The organism is Citrobacter braakii, from assembly GCF_009648935.1.
Lineage (GTDB): Bacteria > Pseudomonadota > Gammaproteobacteria > Enterobacterales > Enterobacteriaceae > Citrobacter > Citrobacter braakii.
On the sequence record NZ_CP045771.1, the window covers coordinates 4,448,974 to 4,465,341 of the forward strand.

Consider the following 16,368-nt stretch of genomic DNA (forward strand, 5'->3'; position numbering starts at 1 on the left):
TGCCGTCAACAGCTGAATATACGCATGACGAGCTTTGTATTAACTAACATGAGAACCCATACGACGCCATGAGCGACGACAATTCACACAGTAGTGACACCTTAAACAGCAAAAAGGGATTTTTCTCCCTGTTACTGAGCCAACTTTTCCACGGTGAACCAAAAAACCGCGACGAACTGTTGGAGCTGATCCGTGATTCCGGGCAAAACGACCTTATCGATGAAGATACGCGCGATATGCTCGAAGGGGTGATGGATATTGCGGACCAACGCGTGCGCGACATCATGATCCCTCGCTCTCAGATGATTACCCTGAAACGCAACCAGACCCTGGACGAATGTCTCGATGTCATTATCGAGTCTGCCCACTCGCGTTTCCCGGTGATCAGCGAAGACAAAGATCACATTGAAGGGATTCTGATGGCCAAGGATCTGCTGCCGTTTATGCGCAGCGATGCCGAAGCCTTCAGCATGGAGAAAGTGTTACGCCAGGCGGTTGTCGTACCTGAAAGCAAGCGAGTTGACCGCATGCTGAAAGAGTTCCGCTCCCAGCGTTATCATATGGCTATCGTCATCGACGAATTCGGCGGTGTCTCAGGTCTGGTGACCATTGAGGACATCCTTGAACTGATCGTGGGTGAAATTGAAGATGAGTACGACGAAGAAGACGATATCGATTTCCGTCAGCTCAGTCGCCACACCTGGACCATTCGCGCTCTGGCGCCGATCGAAGACTTCAACGACGCTTTCGGTACCCATTTTAGCGACGAAGAAGTAGATACCATCGGCGGGCTGGTCATGCAGGCCTTTGGTCATCTGCCCGCGCGCGGGGAGACTATCGACATTGATGGTTACCAGTTCAAAGTGGCAATGGCCGACAGCCGTCGTATTATTCAGGTTCATGTCAGAATTCCGGACGACTCACCCCAGCCCAAACTGGACGAATAAACCCGAAACTGGATCTAAGACTACATGGCATTTGCCCCATTAATTGAACGCCAGCGCATTCGCCTGCTGCTGGCGTTATTATTCGGTGCCTGCGGGACGCTGGCTTTCTCTCCGTATGACATCTGGCCCGCTGCGATCGTTTCGCTGTTGGGCCTGCAGGCTCTTACCTTCAATCGCCGCCCGCTCCAGTCTGCCGCAATCGGCTACTTCTGGGGATTGGGGCTGTTTGGCTCCGGCATCAACTGGGTTTACGTCAGCATCGCGCAGTTTGGCGGTATGCCGGGTCCCATTAATGTGTTCCTCGTGGTTCTGCTTGCCGCATACCTTTCCCTCTACACCGGCCTGTTTGCCGGCGTGTTGGCGCGTCTGTGGCCGAAAACCACCTGGATACGCGTGGCGATTGCCGCGCCGGTCGTCTGGCAAATAACCGAATTCCTGCGCGGCTGGGTACTGACCGGCTTCCCGTGGCTACAGTTCGGCTACAGTCAGATCGACGGTCCGTTAAAAGGGCTGGCTCCGGTGATGGGCGTTGAGGCGATTAACTTCCTGCTGATGGTGGTTAGCGGCCTGCTGGCGCTGGCGCTGGTGACGCGTAACTGGAAGCCGCTGATTGCCGCGCTAGTGCTCTTTGCTCTGCCCTTTCCGCTGCGCTATATCCAGTGGTACACGCTTGAGCCGGAAAAAACCACTCAGGTCTCGATGGTGCAGGGTGACATTCCGCAGTCGCTCAAATGGGATGAAGGTCAGTTACTCAACACCCTGAAGATTTATCTCGACGCCACCCAGCCTGAGATGGGCAAATCACAGCTGATCATCTGGCCAGAATCCGCTATCCCGGACCTGGAAATTAATCAGCAGCGTTTTCTGGGCATGATGGATGACCTGCTGAGATCGAAAAACAGCACGCTGATTACCGGTATCGTTGACGCGCGGCTGAACAAGCAGAATCGTTATGACACCTACAACACCATCATCACGCTGGGTAAAGACAGCCCGTACAGTTACGATTCCAGCAACCGCTACAACAAAAACCATCTGGTACCGTTTGGCGAATTCGTCCCGCTGGAATCGATCCTGCGCCCGTTAGCGCCGTTCTTTGACCTGCCAATGTCGTCTTTCAGCCGTGGGCCTTATGTGCAGCCACAGCTGCATGCGCACGGCTTTAAGCTGACGGCTGCCATCTGCTATGAAATCATTCTTGGCGAACAGGTACGGGATAATTTCCGCCCGGATACGGACTACCTGCTGACGATTTCCAACGATGCCTGGTTTGGTAAATCCATCGGCCCGTGGCAGCACTTCCAGATGGCGCGTATGCGTTCCCTCGAGCTGGCGCGCCCCCTGCTGCGTAGCACCAACAACGGTATTACGGCGGTGATTGGTCCACAGGGTGAGATTCAGGCGATGATCCCGCAGTTTACCCGCCAGGTCCTGACCACCAGCGTGACGCCAACGACGGGCTTAACCCCTTATGCCCGTACCGGTAACTGGCCGCTCTGGCTGCTTACCGCGCTGTTTGGCTTTGGTGCGGTGGTAATGAGCCTGCGCCAGCGTCGTAAGTAACCTTCCTTTCCCGGCCGGATAACGTTTCGCTTATCCGGCCCACAAAACATTTCCCGCTCCCCATTCTGGCACGTCTATTGCTTTGTTCTACAAGACAAATGCAGTTTTGGCTGAATGTGCAACCTGGTCGCACCAACGTTGAGCGCCGGTAGCACCTGAAAAGTGCAACAAGATATTTTTGCCCCCAAATGGTGCGGCGCACCTCGCAAAAATAAACAATAAAACAGCAAATTCTTTACATTCATCCAAACTAAATGTTAACAAACATATACAAGACTGCACGTTTTAGTAGCAAACAATAACAACATCACAATGGGTATCAATGCGTCCCTGGCGCAGACGATAAAGGAGTTGGATATGCAATTACGTAAGCTCGCCACTGCCATGCTGGTCATGGGAATGTCCGCCGGTCTGGCGCACGCAGAAGACGCAGCACCAGCGGCAGGCAGCACGCTGGACAAGATCGCCAAAAACGGCGTGATTGTGGTCGGCCACCGTGAATCATCGGTACCGTTTTCTTACTACGATAATCAACAAAAAGTGGTCGGTTATTCACAGGATTACTCCAACGCGATCGTTGAAGCCGTGAAGAAAAAGCTGAACAAGCCTGACCTGCAGGTGAAACTGATCCCGATTACTTCACAAAACCGTATCCCGCTGCTGCAAAACGGCACCTTCGACTTTGAATGTGGCTCCACCACCAACAACGTCGAGCGCCAAAAACAAGCGGCTTTCTCTGACACCATTTTCGTTGTCGGTACTCGTCTGCTGGCGAAAAAAGGCGGCGACGTCAAAGATTTCGCCGATCTGAAAGGTAAAGCCGTAGTCGTGACTTCGGGTACCACCTCAGAGGTGCTGCTGCACAAGCTGAATGAAGAGCAAAAAATGGATATGCGCATCATCAGCGCGAAAGACCACGGTGACTCTTTCCGTACTCTGGAAAGCGGCCGCGCCGTTGCCTTTATGATGGATGACGCCCTGCTGGCTGGCGAGCGCGCGAAGGCGAAGAAACCAGACAACTGGGAGATCGTCGGCAAGCCGCAGTCTCAGGAAGCTTACGGCTGCATGCTGCGTAAAGATGACCCTCAGTTCAAAAAGCTGATGGATGACACTATCGCCAAGGCGCAGACCTCAGGCGAAGCTGAGAAATGGTTTGATAAGTGGTTTAAAAATCCAATTCCACCGAAGAACCTGAACATGAATTTCGAACTGTCAGACGAGATGAAAGCCCTGTTCAAAGAACCGAATGATAAAGCGCTTAACTAATTAATTAGAAGAGTACACAAAACCTTTCAAGTTATATCGAGGCGGCAACTGAGCGAATTCCCGGGCGCTTACATGAGTAAGTAACCGGGATGAATAAAGGCAGCCAACAACGAGACATCTTGAAGGATGAAGTGTAATCAGGGAGGCTTCCCCTCCCTCTCGATTGCTACTCAGCACGGACAGACTATAAGCCTGATGGTCGTTCCCCATCAGGCCTGAAAACCGCAAAACGCTGAATAACAATCTTCGGGGGTAGCGCTGCTACCCTTTTTTTTCTGGAGTAGATTTATGTCTATAGACTGGAACTGGGGTATTTTTTTACAACAAGCCCCGTTCGGCAACACCACCTATCTCGGCTGGCTTTGGAGTGGTTTCCAGGTCACTGTCGCGTTATCTATCACCGCCTGGGTTATCGCTTTCCTCATCGGCTCTTTATTCGGCATCTTACGTACCGTACCAAATCGTTTCCTTTCCGGGATCGGCACGCTGTACGTCGAGTTGTTTCGTAACGTTCCGCTCATCGTCCAGTTTTTTACCTGGTATCTGGTCATTCCTGAACTGCTGCCGGAAAACATCGGGATGTGGTTTAAGTCAGAACTGGATCCCAACATTCAGTTCTTCCTCTCATCCATGCTTTGTCTGGGGCTGTTTACCGCTGCGCGCGTCTGCGAACAGGTTCGTGCCGCTATTCAGTCTCTGCCTCGCGGGCAGAAAAATGCCGCGCTGGCGATGGGGCTGACGTTGCCGCAGGCCTACCGCTATGTTCTGCTGCCAAACGCTTACCGCGTGATTGTTCCGCCAATGACCTCAGAGATGATGAACCTGGTAAAGAACTCCGCGATCGCCTCCACTATCGGCCTGGTCGATATGGCTGCGCAAGCGGGAAAACTACTGGATTACTCCGCCCACGCATGGGAATCGTTTACGGCCATCACTCTGGCCTACGTACTGATTAACGCCGTCATCATGCTGGTGATGAATCTCGTCGAACGCAAAATCCGCCTGCCTGGCAATTTGGGAGGCAAATAATGTACGAATTTGACTGGAGTTCTATCGTCCCTTCCCTGCCGTATCTGCTGGATGGGCTGATCATCACGCTGAAAATCACCGTCACGGCAGTCGTCATTGGTATCGTATGGGGGACCATCCTTGCGGTAATGCGTCTGTCCAGCTTCGCGCCAATTGCCTGGTTTGCGAAGGGCTACGTCAACGTATTCCGCTCCATTCCGCTGGTGATGGTGCTGCTGTGGTTCTACCTGATTGTGCCCGGCTTCCTGCAAAACGTGCTGGGTCTGTCGCCAAAAACCGATATTCGCCTGATCTCAGCGATGGTCGCATTTTCGATGTTTGAAGCCGCGTACTATTCCGAGATTATCCGCGCCGGTATCCAGAGTATTTCTCGCGGGCAGTCCAGTGCCGCGCTGGCGCTGGGGATGACCCATTGGCAGTCGATGAAGCTCATCATTCTGCCGCAGGCATTTCGCGCGATGGTGCCGCTGCTGCTTACCCAAGGCATCGTACTCTTCCAGGATACCTCGCTGGTCTATGTATTGAGTCTGGCAGACTTCTTCCGTACCGCCTCCACCATTGGCGAGCGTGACGGCACGCAGGTTGAAATGATCCTGTTCGCTGGCGCCGTTTATTTTGTATTCAGTCTGAGCGCATCGTTGTTGGTCAGCTATTTGAAGAAAAGGACAGTTTAATGATTACCCTGAAAAATGTTTCTAAATGGTATGGTCACTTTCAGGTGCTGACCGACTGCTCCACGGAAGTGAAAAAAGGTGAAGTGGTGGTGGTCTGCGGCCCGTCAGGTTCAGGTAAATCAACGCTTATCAAAACGGTGAACGGGCTGGAGCCGGTACAACAGGGCGTCATCACCGTTGATGGTACCGTGGTGAATGATAAAAAGACCGATTTGGCCAAACTGCGCTCCCGCGTTGGCATGGTGTTCCAGCACTTTGAACTGTTCCCGCATCTGTCGATTATTGAGAACCTGACTCTGGCGCAGGTAAAAGTGCTTAAACGCGATAAAAAGCCGGCCCGCGATAAAGCGCAAAAGTTACTGGAACGCGTTGGTCTGTCAGCGCATGCCGAGAAGTTTCCAGCTCAGCTCTCCGGGGGCCAGCAACAGCGTGTCGCCATCGCCCGGGCGCTGTGCATGGATCCTATCGCTATGCTGTTTGACGAACCGACGTCAGCGCTCGACCCAGAAATGATCAACGAAGTACTGGACGTCATGGTTGAACTGGCCAATGAAGGGATGACCATGATGGTGGTTACCCACGAAATGGGCTTTGCGCGTAAAGTGGCGAACCGGGTGATCTTCATGGATGAAGGGAAGATTGTTGAAGACTCACCGAAAGAAGAGTTCTTCGCTAATCCAAAATCAGACCGTGCCAAAGACTTCCTCGCGAAAATCCTGCACTAATCTTGCTGGCGCGCACCTCCATGTGCGCGCCACCTCACGATTTATCTCTTCACTTCTCGAAACAGGCACAGCCCAGCGTTAACCTTGTCACAAAGTCCCACTTACAAGGAGCAACAATGGCACTTCCTATCCTGTTTGATTGCGATCCAGGTCATGACGACGCTATCGCAATTGTTCTAGCCCTCGCTTCACCTGAACTGGATGTGAAAGCGATAACCTCCTCTGCCGGTAACCAGACCCCCGACAAAACGCTGCGGAACGTATTGCGTATGTTAACGTTGCTCAACCGCACGGATATCCCAGTGGCCGGTGGCGCAGTCAAACCGCTGATGCGCGACCTGATAATTGCCGATAACGTCCACGGTGAGAGCGGGCTTGATGGCCCGGCGCTGCCTGAACCCACTTTTGCTCCACAGGACTGCACCGCCGTGGAATTGATGGCGAAAACCCTGCGTAACAGTCAGGAACCGGTGACGATTGTCTCCACCGGGCCGCAAACTAACGTGGCATTGCTACTGAATAGCCATCCTGAACTGCACCCCAAAATTGCCAGTATCGTGATCATGGGTGGTGCAATGGGCCTCGGAAACTGGACGCCCGCCGCCGAGTTCAACATCTTCGTGGATCCAGAAGCCGCTGAGATCGTGTTCCAGTCGGGCATTCCGGTGGTGATGGCTGGACTGGATGTCACGCATAAAGCGCAAATACATCGTGAAGATACCGAACGGTTCCGCGCTATCGGCAATCCCATTTCGACAATCGTTGCTGAACTACTCGACTTCTTCTTTGAATATCACAAAGATGAAAAATGGGGATTTATTGGCGCGCCGCTGCACGATCCATGCACCATTGCCTGGCTGCTGAAACCTGAACTGTTTACCACCGTTGAACGCTGGGTTGGTGTGGAAACTCAGGGCAAATACACCCAGGGAATGACCGTGGTTGACTACTACTCCCTGAGCGGCAATAAGCCAAACGCCACCGTGATGGTGGACGTGGATCGCCAGGGGTTTGTCGATCTGCTAGCGGAGCGTTTGAAATTTTACGCCTGATATTTATCATTGAGTAAGATCGCTATGTTGAATCATAGCGATCTTACTGTTAGCTAATAGCGAACGTGAATACTGCGTTACTTCATTAATTTGTCAGGTAATACTGAATAAATCCCCCCAGCAGATTAATGTATCATGCAACATCCGGCACAACAAATCAGAGGAACACTGAATGAATGCTTCAGATTATCTCAGGGTAAGGTTTCAGAATGACAGGCAGTTATCTATATATATTGAGAATGGATTCACAAATACGATACAGGCCGCAAAAGGCATCGCCTCTGATATTTATTCAGGAATAGAAAGAGCTAGCTGGTATTCGAGCTGTTTAATCCCCAGATATAATGATGTATGTCAGGAATTGAAATCTGAAGAGATAAGGACTGTTTATTCCATCATGTCTATATTCAGATACCACGATGTTATTACATATATGCTGTATTTATATTTCCTGACCGTGAGCAAAGATGTTAGAGAAGGTAACAAAGAAGGTTCTGCCCAAAAGATGGTTCGCAACGCAGCAAACCTTGCTGCTCGTATAACAGTGGCAAGTGGTACACGGTTTGCTGTTGCCTCAGCTATGGCGGAAGCTATTGCACAGTCAGATTTTCTGTCAAAAGCCGTTGCGCAAAAACTGGCTGGTAAAATGCCAGTTGGCGTTTATCTTCTGCAGGTCTATGGGTTTCAGCAAAAAGCAGCTATGGCAACCCGGGCACTGAAAGCAATAGATCCAAGTTATTATTGGATTCTTTACCAAGCAAAGCTGGAGATGCTCTATTACTTCGTTGAGCCAGCTCTTTCAGAAATAATTCAGAAAGTTCATGCTGGTGTCTATTCTAACCTCGATCAGCTTGCCGACGAAATCATGGAAAGATTCGATGTTTAAGAGTCTAATATCAGTTGTACTATATAACCTTGTACTCCCAGCAATCTTGATTTTTTTTGCCGTACTCTGGTTATATTTATTTCCTGAATACTGGTGGGAGCTAATGCTAATCAGTATTATTGTTATTTTTTGGTTTTATCCGTTCATTACAGAAAAATTCGAAAAATTCAAATAGCCCAATATTATATATTTATTAAGCCAATACATAAAAGGAATTTATAATGTCTAATCCAGCTTACCTTTGATTAGTTGATACTAATGGTTCCCCGCTTGTAGGTTCGTCTCTGGTCTCTGATCGAGTAGGTGCTATAGAAATAAAATCCCTTACCCATAATGTAAACATTCCAACAGATGGTAATACAGGGCGGCTAACAGGTACGCGCATTCATGCTCCAATCCAATTTCAGAAAGAATTTGATCGTGTAACTCCCCTGCTATATAAGGCTCAAAGCGGAGGAGCGACACTTAAATGCGCAACGATAAAAATGTACACGCTCACCGAAGCTGGAATGGAAAAGGAGTATTTTAATATCATTCTAAACAATGTAAAAATCACATCCATTACCGCAGATCTTTATCCTGGAGCTTCAACCGGGACACATCTTGAAACCATTCTGCTACGCTATGAAAGCATCACATGGAAGCATTGCGATGGAAATATCATCTATACGGATGCCTGGAATCAACGCGTTGTGGCGTAACACATTCACAATCCCTCACAGAGCCGCGTTAGCGGCTCTCAGGTGAAAATCACGGCTCAAACGGTCGACGCTGGAACTGATCGTGTCCGCATTTCGGGCATAGCGGCAGCACATCAGGAGTGTACACCGCCAAATGGAAGTGGCACTTCTCGCACACCAGATTGCCTAACCCGACCACCTCGCCGCTGTGATAAACCCCGTGATGGCTGAGGTCCTGGAACACTTCGCGCCATTCGAGCTGCGTTTTATCGGTAATATCGGCCAGTTCCTGCCAGATACTCTCTTTGATAACCCGCATAAAGACGCTATCGGTCTCCTCATCGAGGCTTTCTTCATAGCTCAGAGCAAACTCTTCCAGGTCACGTCTGACGGCCCGGGTGAGCTCTTCCACCTCGGTGCGCGTTAACTCCCCGGTCTGCATAACGCGCTGACGCGCCTGTTCCACCAACGCATCAATATCGCGTTCGCCATTACGCAGGCGTTCACTCAGTGAAGCCACCAGTTCACGGTAATATTGAGCAACCTTGTTCATCGCTTCGCCTCCTGGGTCGTTAACTGTCTATAATAATAGACGTTATTTACGCTACGCTTTGCAAGACTGTCCACAGAGTGTGTAAATTCGTGCAAGAATTATCCTTACGGGAATTCAACGTTGAATGCGCGAAAGGCTGTTTTGGCGCGGGCGTTTGGGCTATGCTATGCGGATCTAAAACACCACATCTAGAGCTACGTTTGTAGCTGTATTGAAAACAGGACCACTGGCTGCCATGCAAGAGCAATACCGCCCGGAAGAGATAGAATCCAAAGTACAGCTTCACTGGGATGAGAAGCGCACATTTGAAGTTACCGAAGACGAGAGCAAAGAGAAGTATTACTGCCTGTCTATGCTTCCCTATCCTTCTGGTCGACTACACATGGGCCACGTACGTAACTACACCATCGGTGACGTGATCGCTCGCTATCAGCGTATGCTGGGCAAAAACGTACTTCAACCAATTGGCTGGGATGCGTTCGGCCTGCCTGCCGAAGGCGCTGCGGTTAAAAACAACACCGCCCCGGCACCGTGGACGTATGACAACATTGCATACATGAAAAACCAGCTCAAAATGCTGGGTTTCGGTTACGACTGGAGCCGTGAGCTGGCAACCTGCACCCCGGAATACTACCGCTGGGAACAGAAGTTCTTCACCGAGCTGTACAAAAAAGGGCTGGTGTACAAGAAAACGTCTGCCGTTAACTGGTGCCCGAACGACCAGACCGTACTGGCGAACGAACAGGTTATCGACGGCTGCTGCTGGCGTTGCGATACCAAAGTTGAGCGTAAAGAGATCCCGCAGTGGTTCATCAAAATCACCGCTTACGCTGACGAACTGCTGCGCGACCTGGATAATCTGGATCACTGGCCTGACACCGTGAAAACGATGCAGCGCAACTGGATTGGCCGCTCTGAAGGCGTGGAAATCACCTTCGATGTGAACGATTACGACAACACGCTGACCGTCTACACCACACGCCCGGATACCTTTATGGGTGCGACCTACCTGGCGGTTGCTGCAGGTCATCCGCTGGCGCAGAAAGCCGCTGAAAATAACCCAGAATTGGCTGCCTTCATTGACGAATGCCGCAACACCAAGGTTGCTGAAGCCGAAATGGCGACCATGGAGAAGAAAGGCGTCGACACTGGTTTCAAAGCCGTTCACCCGCTGACTGGCGAAGAGATCCCGGTTTGGGCGGCAAACTTCGTGCTGATGGAATACGGTACAGGCGCAGTTATGGCCGTTCCGGGTCACGATCAGCGCGATTACGAATTTGCGACCAAATATGGCCTGACCATCAAGCCGGTAATTCTGACCGCTGAAGGCGCAGAGCCGGATCTGTCTGAACAAGCGCTGACCGAAAAAGGCGTGCTGTTTAACTCCGGTGAGTTTGACGGCCTCGACTTCGAAGCGGCCTTCAACGCCATTGCTGACAAGCTGGTAGCTAAAGGCGTGGGTGAGCGTAAAGTTAACTATCGTCTGCGTGACTGGGGTGTTTCCCGTCAGCGTTACTGGGGCGCGCCGATTCCGATGGTGACGCTGGAAGACGGTACCGTCCTGCCAACGCCAGAAGACCAGCTGCCGGTTATTTTGCCGGAAGACGTAGTCATGGACGGCATTACCAGCCCAATCAAAGCCGATCCGGAGTGGGCGAAAACCACCGTTAACGGTATGCCTGCGCTGCGTGAAACTGACACCTTCGATACCTTTATGGAGTCGTCCTGGTACTACGCGCGCTACACCTGCCCGCAGTATCAGGAAGGTATGCTGGATTCCGACGCGGCGAACTACTGGCTGCCGGTTGATATCTACATTGGCGGTATTGAACATGCCATCATGCACCTGCTCTACTTCCGCTTCTTCCACAAACTGATGCGCGACGCAGGCATGGTCAACTCTGATGAACCAGCTAAACAGCTGCTGTGTCAGGGGATGGTTCTGGCCGATGCGTTCTACTACGTTGGCGCCAACGGCGAACGTAACTGGGTTTCTCCGGTTGATGCCATCGTTGAGCGTGACGAAAAAGGTCGTATCGTCAAGGCTAAGGACGCAGAAGGCCATGAACTGGTGTATACCGGCATGAGCAAGATGTCCAAGTCAAAAAATAACGGTATCGACCCGCAGGTCATGGTTGAACGCTACGGCGCCGACACCGTACGTCTGTTCATGATGTTCGCTTCTCCGGCTGATATGACGCTGGAATGGCAGGAATCCGGCGTTGAAGGGGCGAACCGCTTCCTGAAACGTGTCTGGAAACTGGTTTACGAACATACGTCCCAGGGAGATGTTGCTGCCCTGAACGTTGATGTGTTGAGCGAAGATCAAAAAGCGCTGCGTCGCGACGTGCATAAAACCATTGCTAAAGTCACCGATGATATCGGTCGTCGTCAGACCTTTAACACCGCGATTGCGGCGATTATGGAGCTGATGAACAAGCTGGCGAAAGCACCGCAGGCAGACGAGCAGGACAGAGCCCTGATGCAGGAAGCATTGCTGGCTGTTGTACGCATGCTTAACCCGTTCACCCCACACGTTTGCTTCACCCTGTGGCAGGCGCTGAAAGGCGAAGGCGATATCGACAACGCGCCGTGGCCGGTGGCGGACGAAGCAGCAATGGTTGAAGACTCAACGCTGGTTGTGGTTCAGGTAAACGGCAAAGTACGTGGCAAAATCACCGTTCCGGTAAACGCCACTGAAGAGCAGGTTCGTGAACGTGCTGGCCAGGAGCATCTGGTGGCAAAATATCTTGATGGCGTTACCGTACGTAAAGTGATTTATGTACCGGGTAAACTCCTCAATCTGGTCGTTGGCTAAGCGCGGGAGGAAGCGTGCGACTTCTGACAACATTGTTGTTATCGCTGGCGGTGCTTGTCACCGCCGGGTGTGGTTGGCATCTGCGTAACACTACGCAGGTTCCACCCTCAATGAAAACCATGATCCTGAACTCTGGCGATCCGAACGGCCCGTTAAGCCGCGCGGTGCGTAATCAGCTGCGTCTGAACGGCGTTACGCTGCTTGAAGACGGTACCATGCGTAAAGATGTGACGTCCTTACGTCTGGGTGCGGTCAGCATTTCGCAGGATACGGCATCGGTATTCCAGAACGGTCAAACGGCTGAATACCAGATGGTGATGTCCGTAAGTGCTACTGTGCTGATTCCAGGTCATGATATTTATCCGATCAGCGCCAAAGTTTATCGTTCGTTCTTTGACAACCCACAGGCTGCACTGGCGAAGGATAACGAGCAGGACATGATCATAAAAGAGATGTATGACAAAGCGGCTGAACAGTTGATTCGTAAGTTGCCAAGCGTACATCTGGCCGATACTCAGTCATCCAATGCTGATGCTGAGCCTGCGGTGAATAAAACCGTAGCGCCTGCGTCATCTCCGGCGCGTGTCTCCACCACGCTGGGTAACTGATGCTCAAGTTGTACCCTGAACAACTCCGCGCACAGCTCAATGAAGGGCTGCGCGCGGCGTATTTACTCTTGGGCAACGATCCCCTCTTATTGCAGGAAAGCCAGGATGCCATCCGTCAGGCTGCCGCAACACAAGGATTCGAAGAACACCACGCCTTCACTCTGGACAACAGCACCGACTGGGGAGAGATTTTTTCACTCTGCCAGGCGATGAGCCTGTTTGCCAGCCGTCAAACCCTGCTTCTGCAATTGCCTGAAAATGGCCCTAATGCCGCCATTAATGAACAGCTCGCGTCACTCGTCACTCTGTTACATGACGATCTGCTGCTGATAGTTCGCGGCAACAAACTCACCAGGGCACAGGAAAACGCCGCATGGTATACCAAACTTGCCAATAATGCGGTGCAGGTAAGCTGCCAGACGCCGGAACAAGCACAGCTTCCTCGCTGGGTTGCCGCCAGGGCGAAACTTAACAACCTGCAACTGGATGACGCGGCCAATCAGCTTTTGTGCTATTGCTATGAAGGTAATTTGTTAGCACTGGCGCAAGCGCTGGAACGATTAGCGTTGCTTTGGCCTGACGGCAAGTTAACGCTGCCTCGCGTGGAGAAAGCGGTTAACGATGCCGCGCACTTTACCCCATTCCACTGGGTAGACGCGCTGCTGATGGGCAAAAGCAAACGCGCGCTGCACATTCTGCAGCAGCTACGCCTGGAAGGTAGCGAGCCGGTTATTTTGCTGCGTACGATCCAGCGTGAGTTGCTGTTGCTGGTTAACTTAAAACGGCAGTCGGCCCATACGCCTTTGCGCACGTTGTTTGATAAACACCGGGTGTGGCAAAATCGCCGGGGCATGATGGGAGATGCGCTAAACCGGCTGAACCCGGCGCAACTGCGTCAGGCTGTTACGCTTTTAACGCGTACGGAAATTACGCTTAAACAAGACTATGGTCAGTCAGTGTGGGCGGAACTTGAGGGGCTTTCCCTTTTGCTCTGTCATAAATCGCTGGCCGATGTTTTTATTGATGGTTGATATGAAATCATTGCAGGCTCTGTTCGGTGGCACCTTTGATCCGGTGCATTACGGTCATCTTAAACCGGTTGAAATTCTGGCGAATCTGATTGGCCTTTCCCGGGTCATCATCATGCCCAATAACGTGCCGCCACATCGTGCGCAGCCCGAAGCGTCCGGTGAGCAACGTAAGCGTATGGTTGAACTGGCCATTGCTGATAAGCCGCTGTTTTCCCTAGATGAACGCGAGCTGAAACGCGATACCGCCTCCTACACCGCGCAAACGCTAAAAGAGTGGCGCGAGGAGCAAGGCCCGAACGTGCCATTAGCGTTTATCATTGGTCAGGATTCGCTGCTTACCTTCCCTTCCTGGCATGACTACCACACGATTCTGGGTAATACCCACCTCATCGTGTGCCGACGTCCGGGCTATCCACTCGAAATGGCGCAGGAAAAACACCAGCAATGGCTGGAGGATCATCTGACCCATTCAGCAGATGACCTGCACAACCTGCCTTGCGGGAAAATTTACCTGGCCGAAACGCCGTGGTTTAACATCTCCGCCACGCTCATCCGTGAGCGCCTGGAAAAGGGCGAGCCGTGCGACGACCTGATGCCAGACGCGGTGCTTGACTATATCAATCAACAGGGACTGTACCGCTAAGCGCCTTGCGTAAGGCCGTCAGCAGGCGGTTATTCTCTTCCTGGCTGCGAACGGCTACCCGATAATAGCGCGCATCCAGCCCCGGATAATTGGCGCAACTGCGAATCAAGACATGTTGTTTCAGCAACGCAAGTTGCAGATCAATATCCGCACGATCGCAGCGTAATAAACGATAATTTGCCCGGCCGGGATACGCCGTCAGGCCGGGCAGATCTTGCAGTTGTTGATCAAAGCGCTCCCCCTCTTGTTCCAGCCATTTCCACGTCGCCCGCTGATACGCGCTATCGCGTAAGATAATCTCGCCAGCCAGGGCAGCAAACGCATTAATTGACCACGGCATTTGTTGGCTGCGCATCTGTGCAACCGCCTGTTCGTTACTGTTGACCAGATACCCCAGACGCAGTCCCGGGATCGCATAGAACTTGGTGAGCGAACGCAGCACCCAAATATGCGGGTTCTCGTGCAGTAACGGGATAAACCCCGACTCCTTGGCAATAAAATCGATAAACGCTTCATCAAGGATCAGGGCGATCCCCAGCGACTCGCAACGCGTGGCAATTTCACGCAGAAGGCGGGTTTCGGGCAACAACCCGGTGGGATTATTGGGCGTACAGAGAAACAGGCAGTCCAGCTCAGGCGTTAACGCATCGAGGATCGCATCGGTAAGCTGCCAGCCATCGTCTTCGCACAGCGCAAACTCATGGATCGTACACTCTCCCCATTGCAGCGCCCGACGATATTCCGCAAACCCGGGCGTCACGATCATCGCGTGGCGTGGCTTCAGGCCATGCACCAGGGTAAAAATGGATTCGGTTTCACCGTTCCCGGCCAGGATCCACGAGGGCGGAATTTGATGATGCTCCGCCAGCGCGGCATGCAGTTGCGCGTAATCGACATCTGGGTAACGCTCCGTGCAGTCCAGATTGTCGATAATCGCCCGTTTTAAACTTACCGGCATACCCAGCGGGTTAATATTAGCGCTAAAATCCAGCAACTGTTCAGGCAAGATGCCCAACAATTCGGCGGCTTCTCGGGTGTTACCGCCATGTGCGCTCTTCAATAAAGACATCGTGCCGCTCCACGTAAAAAAGGGTATTTTAGTGAAAAATCACTGCGCAATCAGGGCAAACATCATATTTTGTGCGAATAGCCTCACGAGGAAAACATGAGACTCTGGTTAGTACGTCATGGCGAAACCGAAGCCAATGTCGCTGGTTTATATAGCGGCCACGCCCCCACACCGCTAACGGAACGGGGGATCGCTCAGGCACAAACGCTGGGTACGCTGTTACGCAATGTCCCTGTCGACAACGTTCTGTGCAGCGAACTGGAACGCGCCCGCCATACAACGAAGTTGATTCTGGCGGAACGCGAAGTTCCTGTGCGCAACATGCCTGAGCTTAATGAGATGTTTTTTGGTGACTGGGAAATGCGTCACCATCGCGATCTGGCGCGCGAAGACGCCGAAAATTACGCCGTATGGTGTAACGACTGGCAGAATGCGACGCCCACCAATGGCGAAGGTTTTCAGGCGTTTTCCCAGCGAGTGGAACGTTTCATTGCCCAGCTTGCTGATTATAAAGCGTGCCAAAATCTGCTGGTGGTGAGTCATCAAGGCGTGCTGAGCGTGTTGATCGCCCGTCTGCTGTCCATGCCCGCTGCGGCAATGTGGCATTTCCGCGTCGAACAAGGCTGCTGGAGCGCAATTGATTTTTGTGACGATTTTGCGGTTCTGAAAGTGCTTAACAGCCGGGCCGTATGGCGCGACGGGGAGTGAAAGCGCTGTTTTTTATGCCGAAGGGCCTCTCTCCCATTGACACCCCATGACAGGCTGTTATTCTCCGCAGCCTGACTTTTCCCGCCCTTCAGAGCTTTGCAGAAATTGTTTTACAA

Annotated in this window: 15 protein-coding genes and 1 pseudogene; 14 read left to right on the plus strand and 2 right to left on the minus strand. The window is 52.0% G+C overall.

Annotated features, from left to right (window positions below; translation table 11 throughout):
* Positions 1-68 precede the first annotated feature (68 nt).
* The 9 genes and pseudogenes from corC (at position 69) to GFC06_RS21095 (ending at position 8,843) form a co-directional block, all read left to right on the plus strand.
* On the plus strand, positions 69-947 hold the full coding sequence (corC, locus tag GFC06_RS21055) for a CNNM family magnesium/cobalt transport protein CorC (protein WP_005121418.1): 879 nt from the start codon (positions 69-71) through the stop codon (positions 945-947).
* A gap of 24 nt (positions 948-971) precedes the next feature.
* Positions 972-2,510 (plus strand): apolipoprotein N-acyltransferase, encoded by a 1,539-nt coding sequence (gene lnt / locus GFC06_RS21060; RefSeq protein WP_137381013.1) that lies wholly within the window; start codon positions 972-974, stop codon positions 2,508-2,510.
* A gap of 357 nt (positions 2,511-2,867) precedes the next feature.
* Positions 2,868-3,776, plus strand: coding sequence for a glutamate/aspartate ABC transporter substrate-binding protein GltI (gene gltI / locus GFC06_RS21065; protein WP_016152242.1), 909 nt, complete (start codon positions 2,868-2,870; stop codon positions 3,774-3,776).
* Positions 3,777-4,064: 288 nt separating this feature from the next.
* Complete coding sequence (gene gltJ / locus GFC06_RS21070) at positions 4,065-4,805, plus strand: glutamate/aspartate ABC transporter permease GltJ (RefSeq protein ID WP_016152241.1); 741 nt, start codon at positions 4,065-4,067, stop codon at positions 4,803-4,805.
* Positions 4,805-5,479: a glutamate/aspartate ABC transporter permease GltK gene (gltK, locus tag GFC06_RS21075; RefSeq protein ID WP_003022757.1), complete on the plus strand. Its 675-nt coding sequence runs from the start codon at positions 4,805-4,807 to the stop codon at positions 5,477-5,479. The genes gltJ and gltK overlap by 1 nt, the downstream gene beginning before the upstream one ends.
* Positions 5,479-6,204 (plus strand): glutamate/aspartate ABC transporter ATP-binding protein GltL, encoded by a 726-nt coding sequence (gltL, locus tag GFC06_RS21080; protein WP_003022754.1) that lies wholly within the window; start codon positions 5,479-5,481, stop codon positions 6,202-6,204. The genes gltK and gltL overlap by 1 nt, the downstream gene beginning before the upstream one ends.
* Positions 6,205-6,320: 116 nt before the next feature.
* Complete coding sequence (gene rihA / locus GFC06_RS21085; RefSeq protein WP_153690618.1) at positions 6,321-7,256, plus strand: pyrimidine-specific ribonucleoside hydrolase RihA; 936 nt, start codon at positions 6,321-6,323, stop codon at positions 7,254-7,256.
* A 172-nt stretch (positions 7,257-7,428) separates the two neighbouring features.
* On the plus strand, positions 7,429-8,142 hold the full coding sequence (locus GFC06_RS21090) for a hypothetical protein (RefSeq protein WP_153690619.1): 714 nt from the start codon (positions 7,429-7,431) through the stop codon (positions 8,140-8,142).
* A gap of 221 nt (positions 8,143-8,363) precedes the next feature.
* Positions 8,364-8,843 (plus strand): annotated as a pseudogene (locus GFC06_RS21095) (Hcp family type VI secretion system effector).
* A 49-nt stretch (positions 8,844-8,892) separates the two neighbouring features.
* Here GFC06_RS21095 and GFC06_RS21100 read toward each other — a convergent pair.
* Complete coding sequence (locus GFC06_RS21100) at positions 8,893-9,375, minus strand: zinc ribbon-containing protein (protein ID WP_003022748.1); 483 nt, start codon at positions 9,373-9,375, stop codon at positions 8,893-8,895.
* 235 nt (positions 9,376-9,610) lie between these two features.
* On the opposite strand from GFC06_RS21100, the gene leuS reads away from it, so the two are divergent.
* The 4 genes from leuS to nadD are packed head-to-tail and all read left to right on the plus strand — an operon-like array spanning position 9,611 to position 14,475.
* A complete protein-coding gene (gene leuS / locus GFC06_RS21105) occupies positions 9,611-12,193 on the plus strand; it encodes a leucine--tRNA ligase (protein WP_049040670.1) in 2,583 nt (860 codons plus the stop codon).
* 14 nt (positions 12,194-12,207) lie between these two features.
* Positions 12,208-12,801 (plus strand): LPS assembly lipoprotein LptE, encoded by a 594-nt coding sequence (lptE, locus tag GFC06_RS21110; protein ID WP_047501746.1) that lies wholly within the window; start codon positions 12,208-12,210, stop codon positions 12,799-12,801.
* Positions 12,801-13,832, plus strand: coding sequence for a DNA polymerase III subunit delta (gene holA / locus GFC06_RS21115; RefSeq protein ID WP_047501748.1), 1,032 nt, complete (start codon positions 12,801-12,803; stop codon positions 13,830-13,832). Before lptE ends, holA begins: the two co-directional genes overlap by 1 nt.
* A 1-nt stretch (position 13,833) precedes the next feature.
* Positions 13,834-14,475, plus strand: coding sequence for a nicotinate-nucleotide adenylyltransferase (gene nadD, locus GFC06_RS21120; RefSeq protein ID WP_087121840.1), 642 nt, complete (start codon positions 13,834-13,836; stop codon positions 14,473-14,475).
* On the opposite strand, the gene cobD is transcribed toward nadD, so the two are convergent.
* Entirely contained in the window at positions 14,450-15,544 is a 1,095-nt protein-coding gene (gene cobD, locus GFC06_RS21125) for a threonine-phosphate decarboxylase CobD (RefSeq protein ID WP_153690620.1), read from the minus strand. The two genes, nadD and cobD, sit on opposite strands and share 26 nt — an antisense overlap.
* Before the next feature lie 96 nt (positions 15,545-15,640).
* On the opposite strand from cobD, the gene GFC06_RS21130 reads away from it, so the two are divergent.
* A complete protein-coding gene (locus GFC06_RS21130; RefSeq protein WP_153690621.1) occupies positions 15,641-16,252 on the plus strand; it encodes an adenosylcobalamin/alpha-ribazole phosphatase in 612 nt (203 codons plus the stop codon).
* The last annotated feature ends 116 nt before the right edge of the window (positions 16,253-16,368 follow it).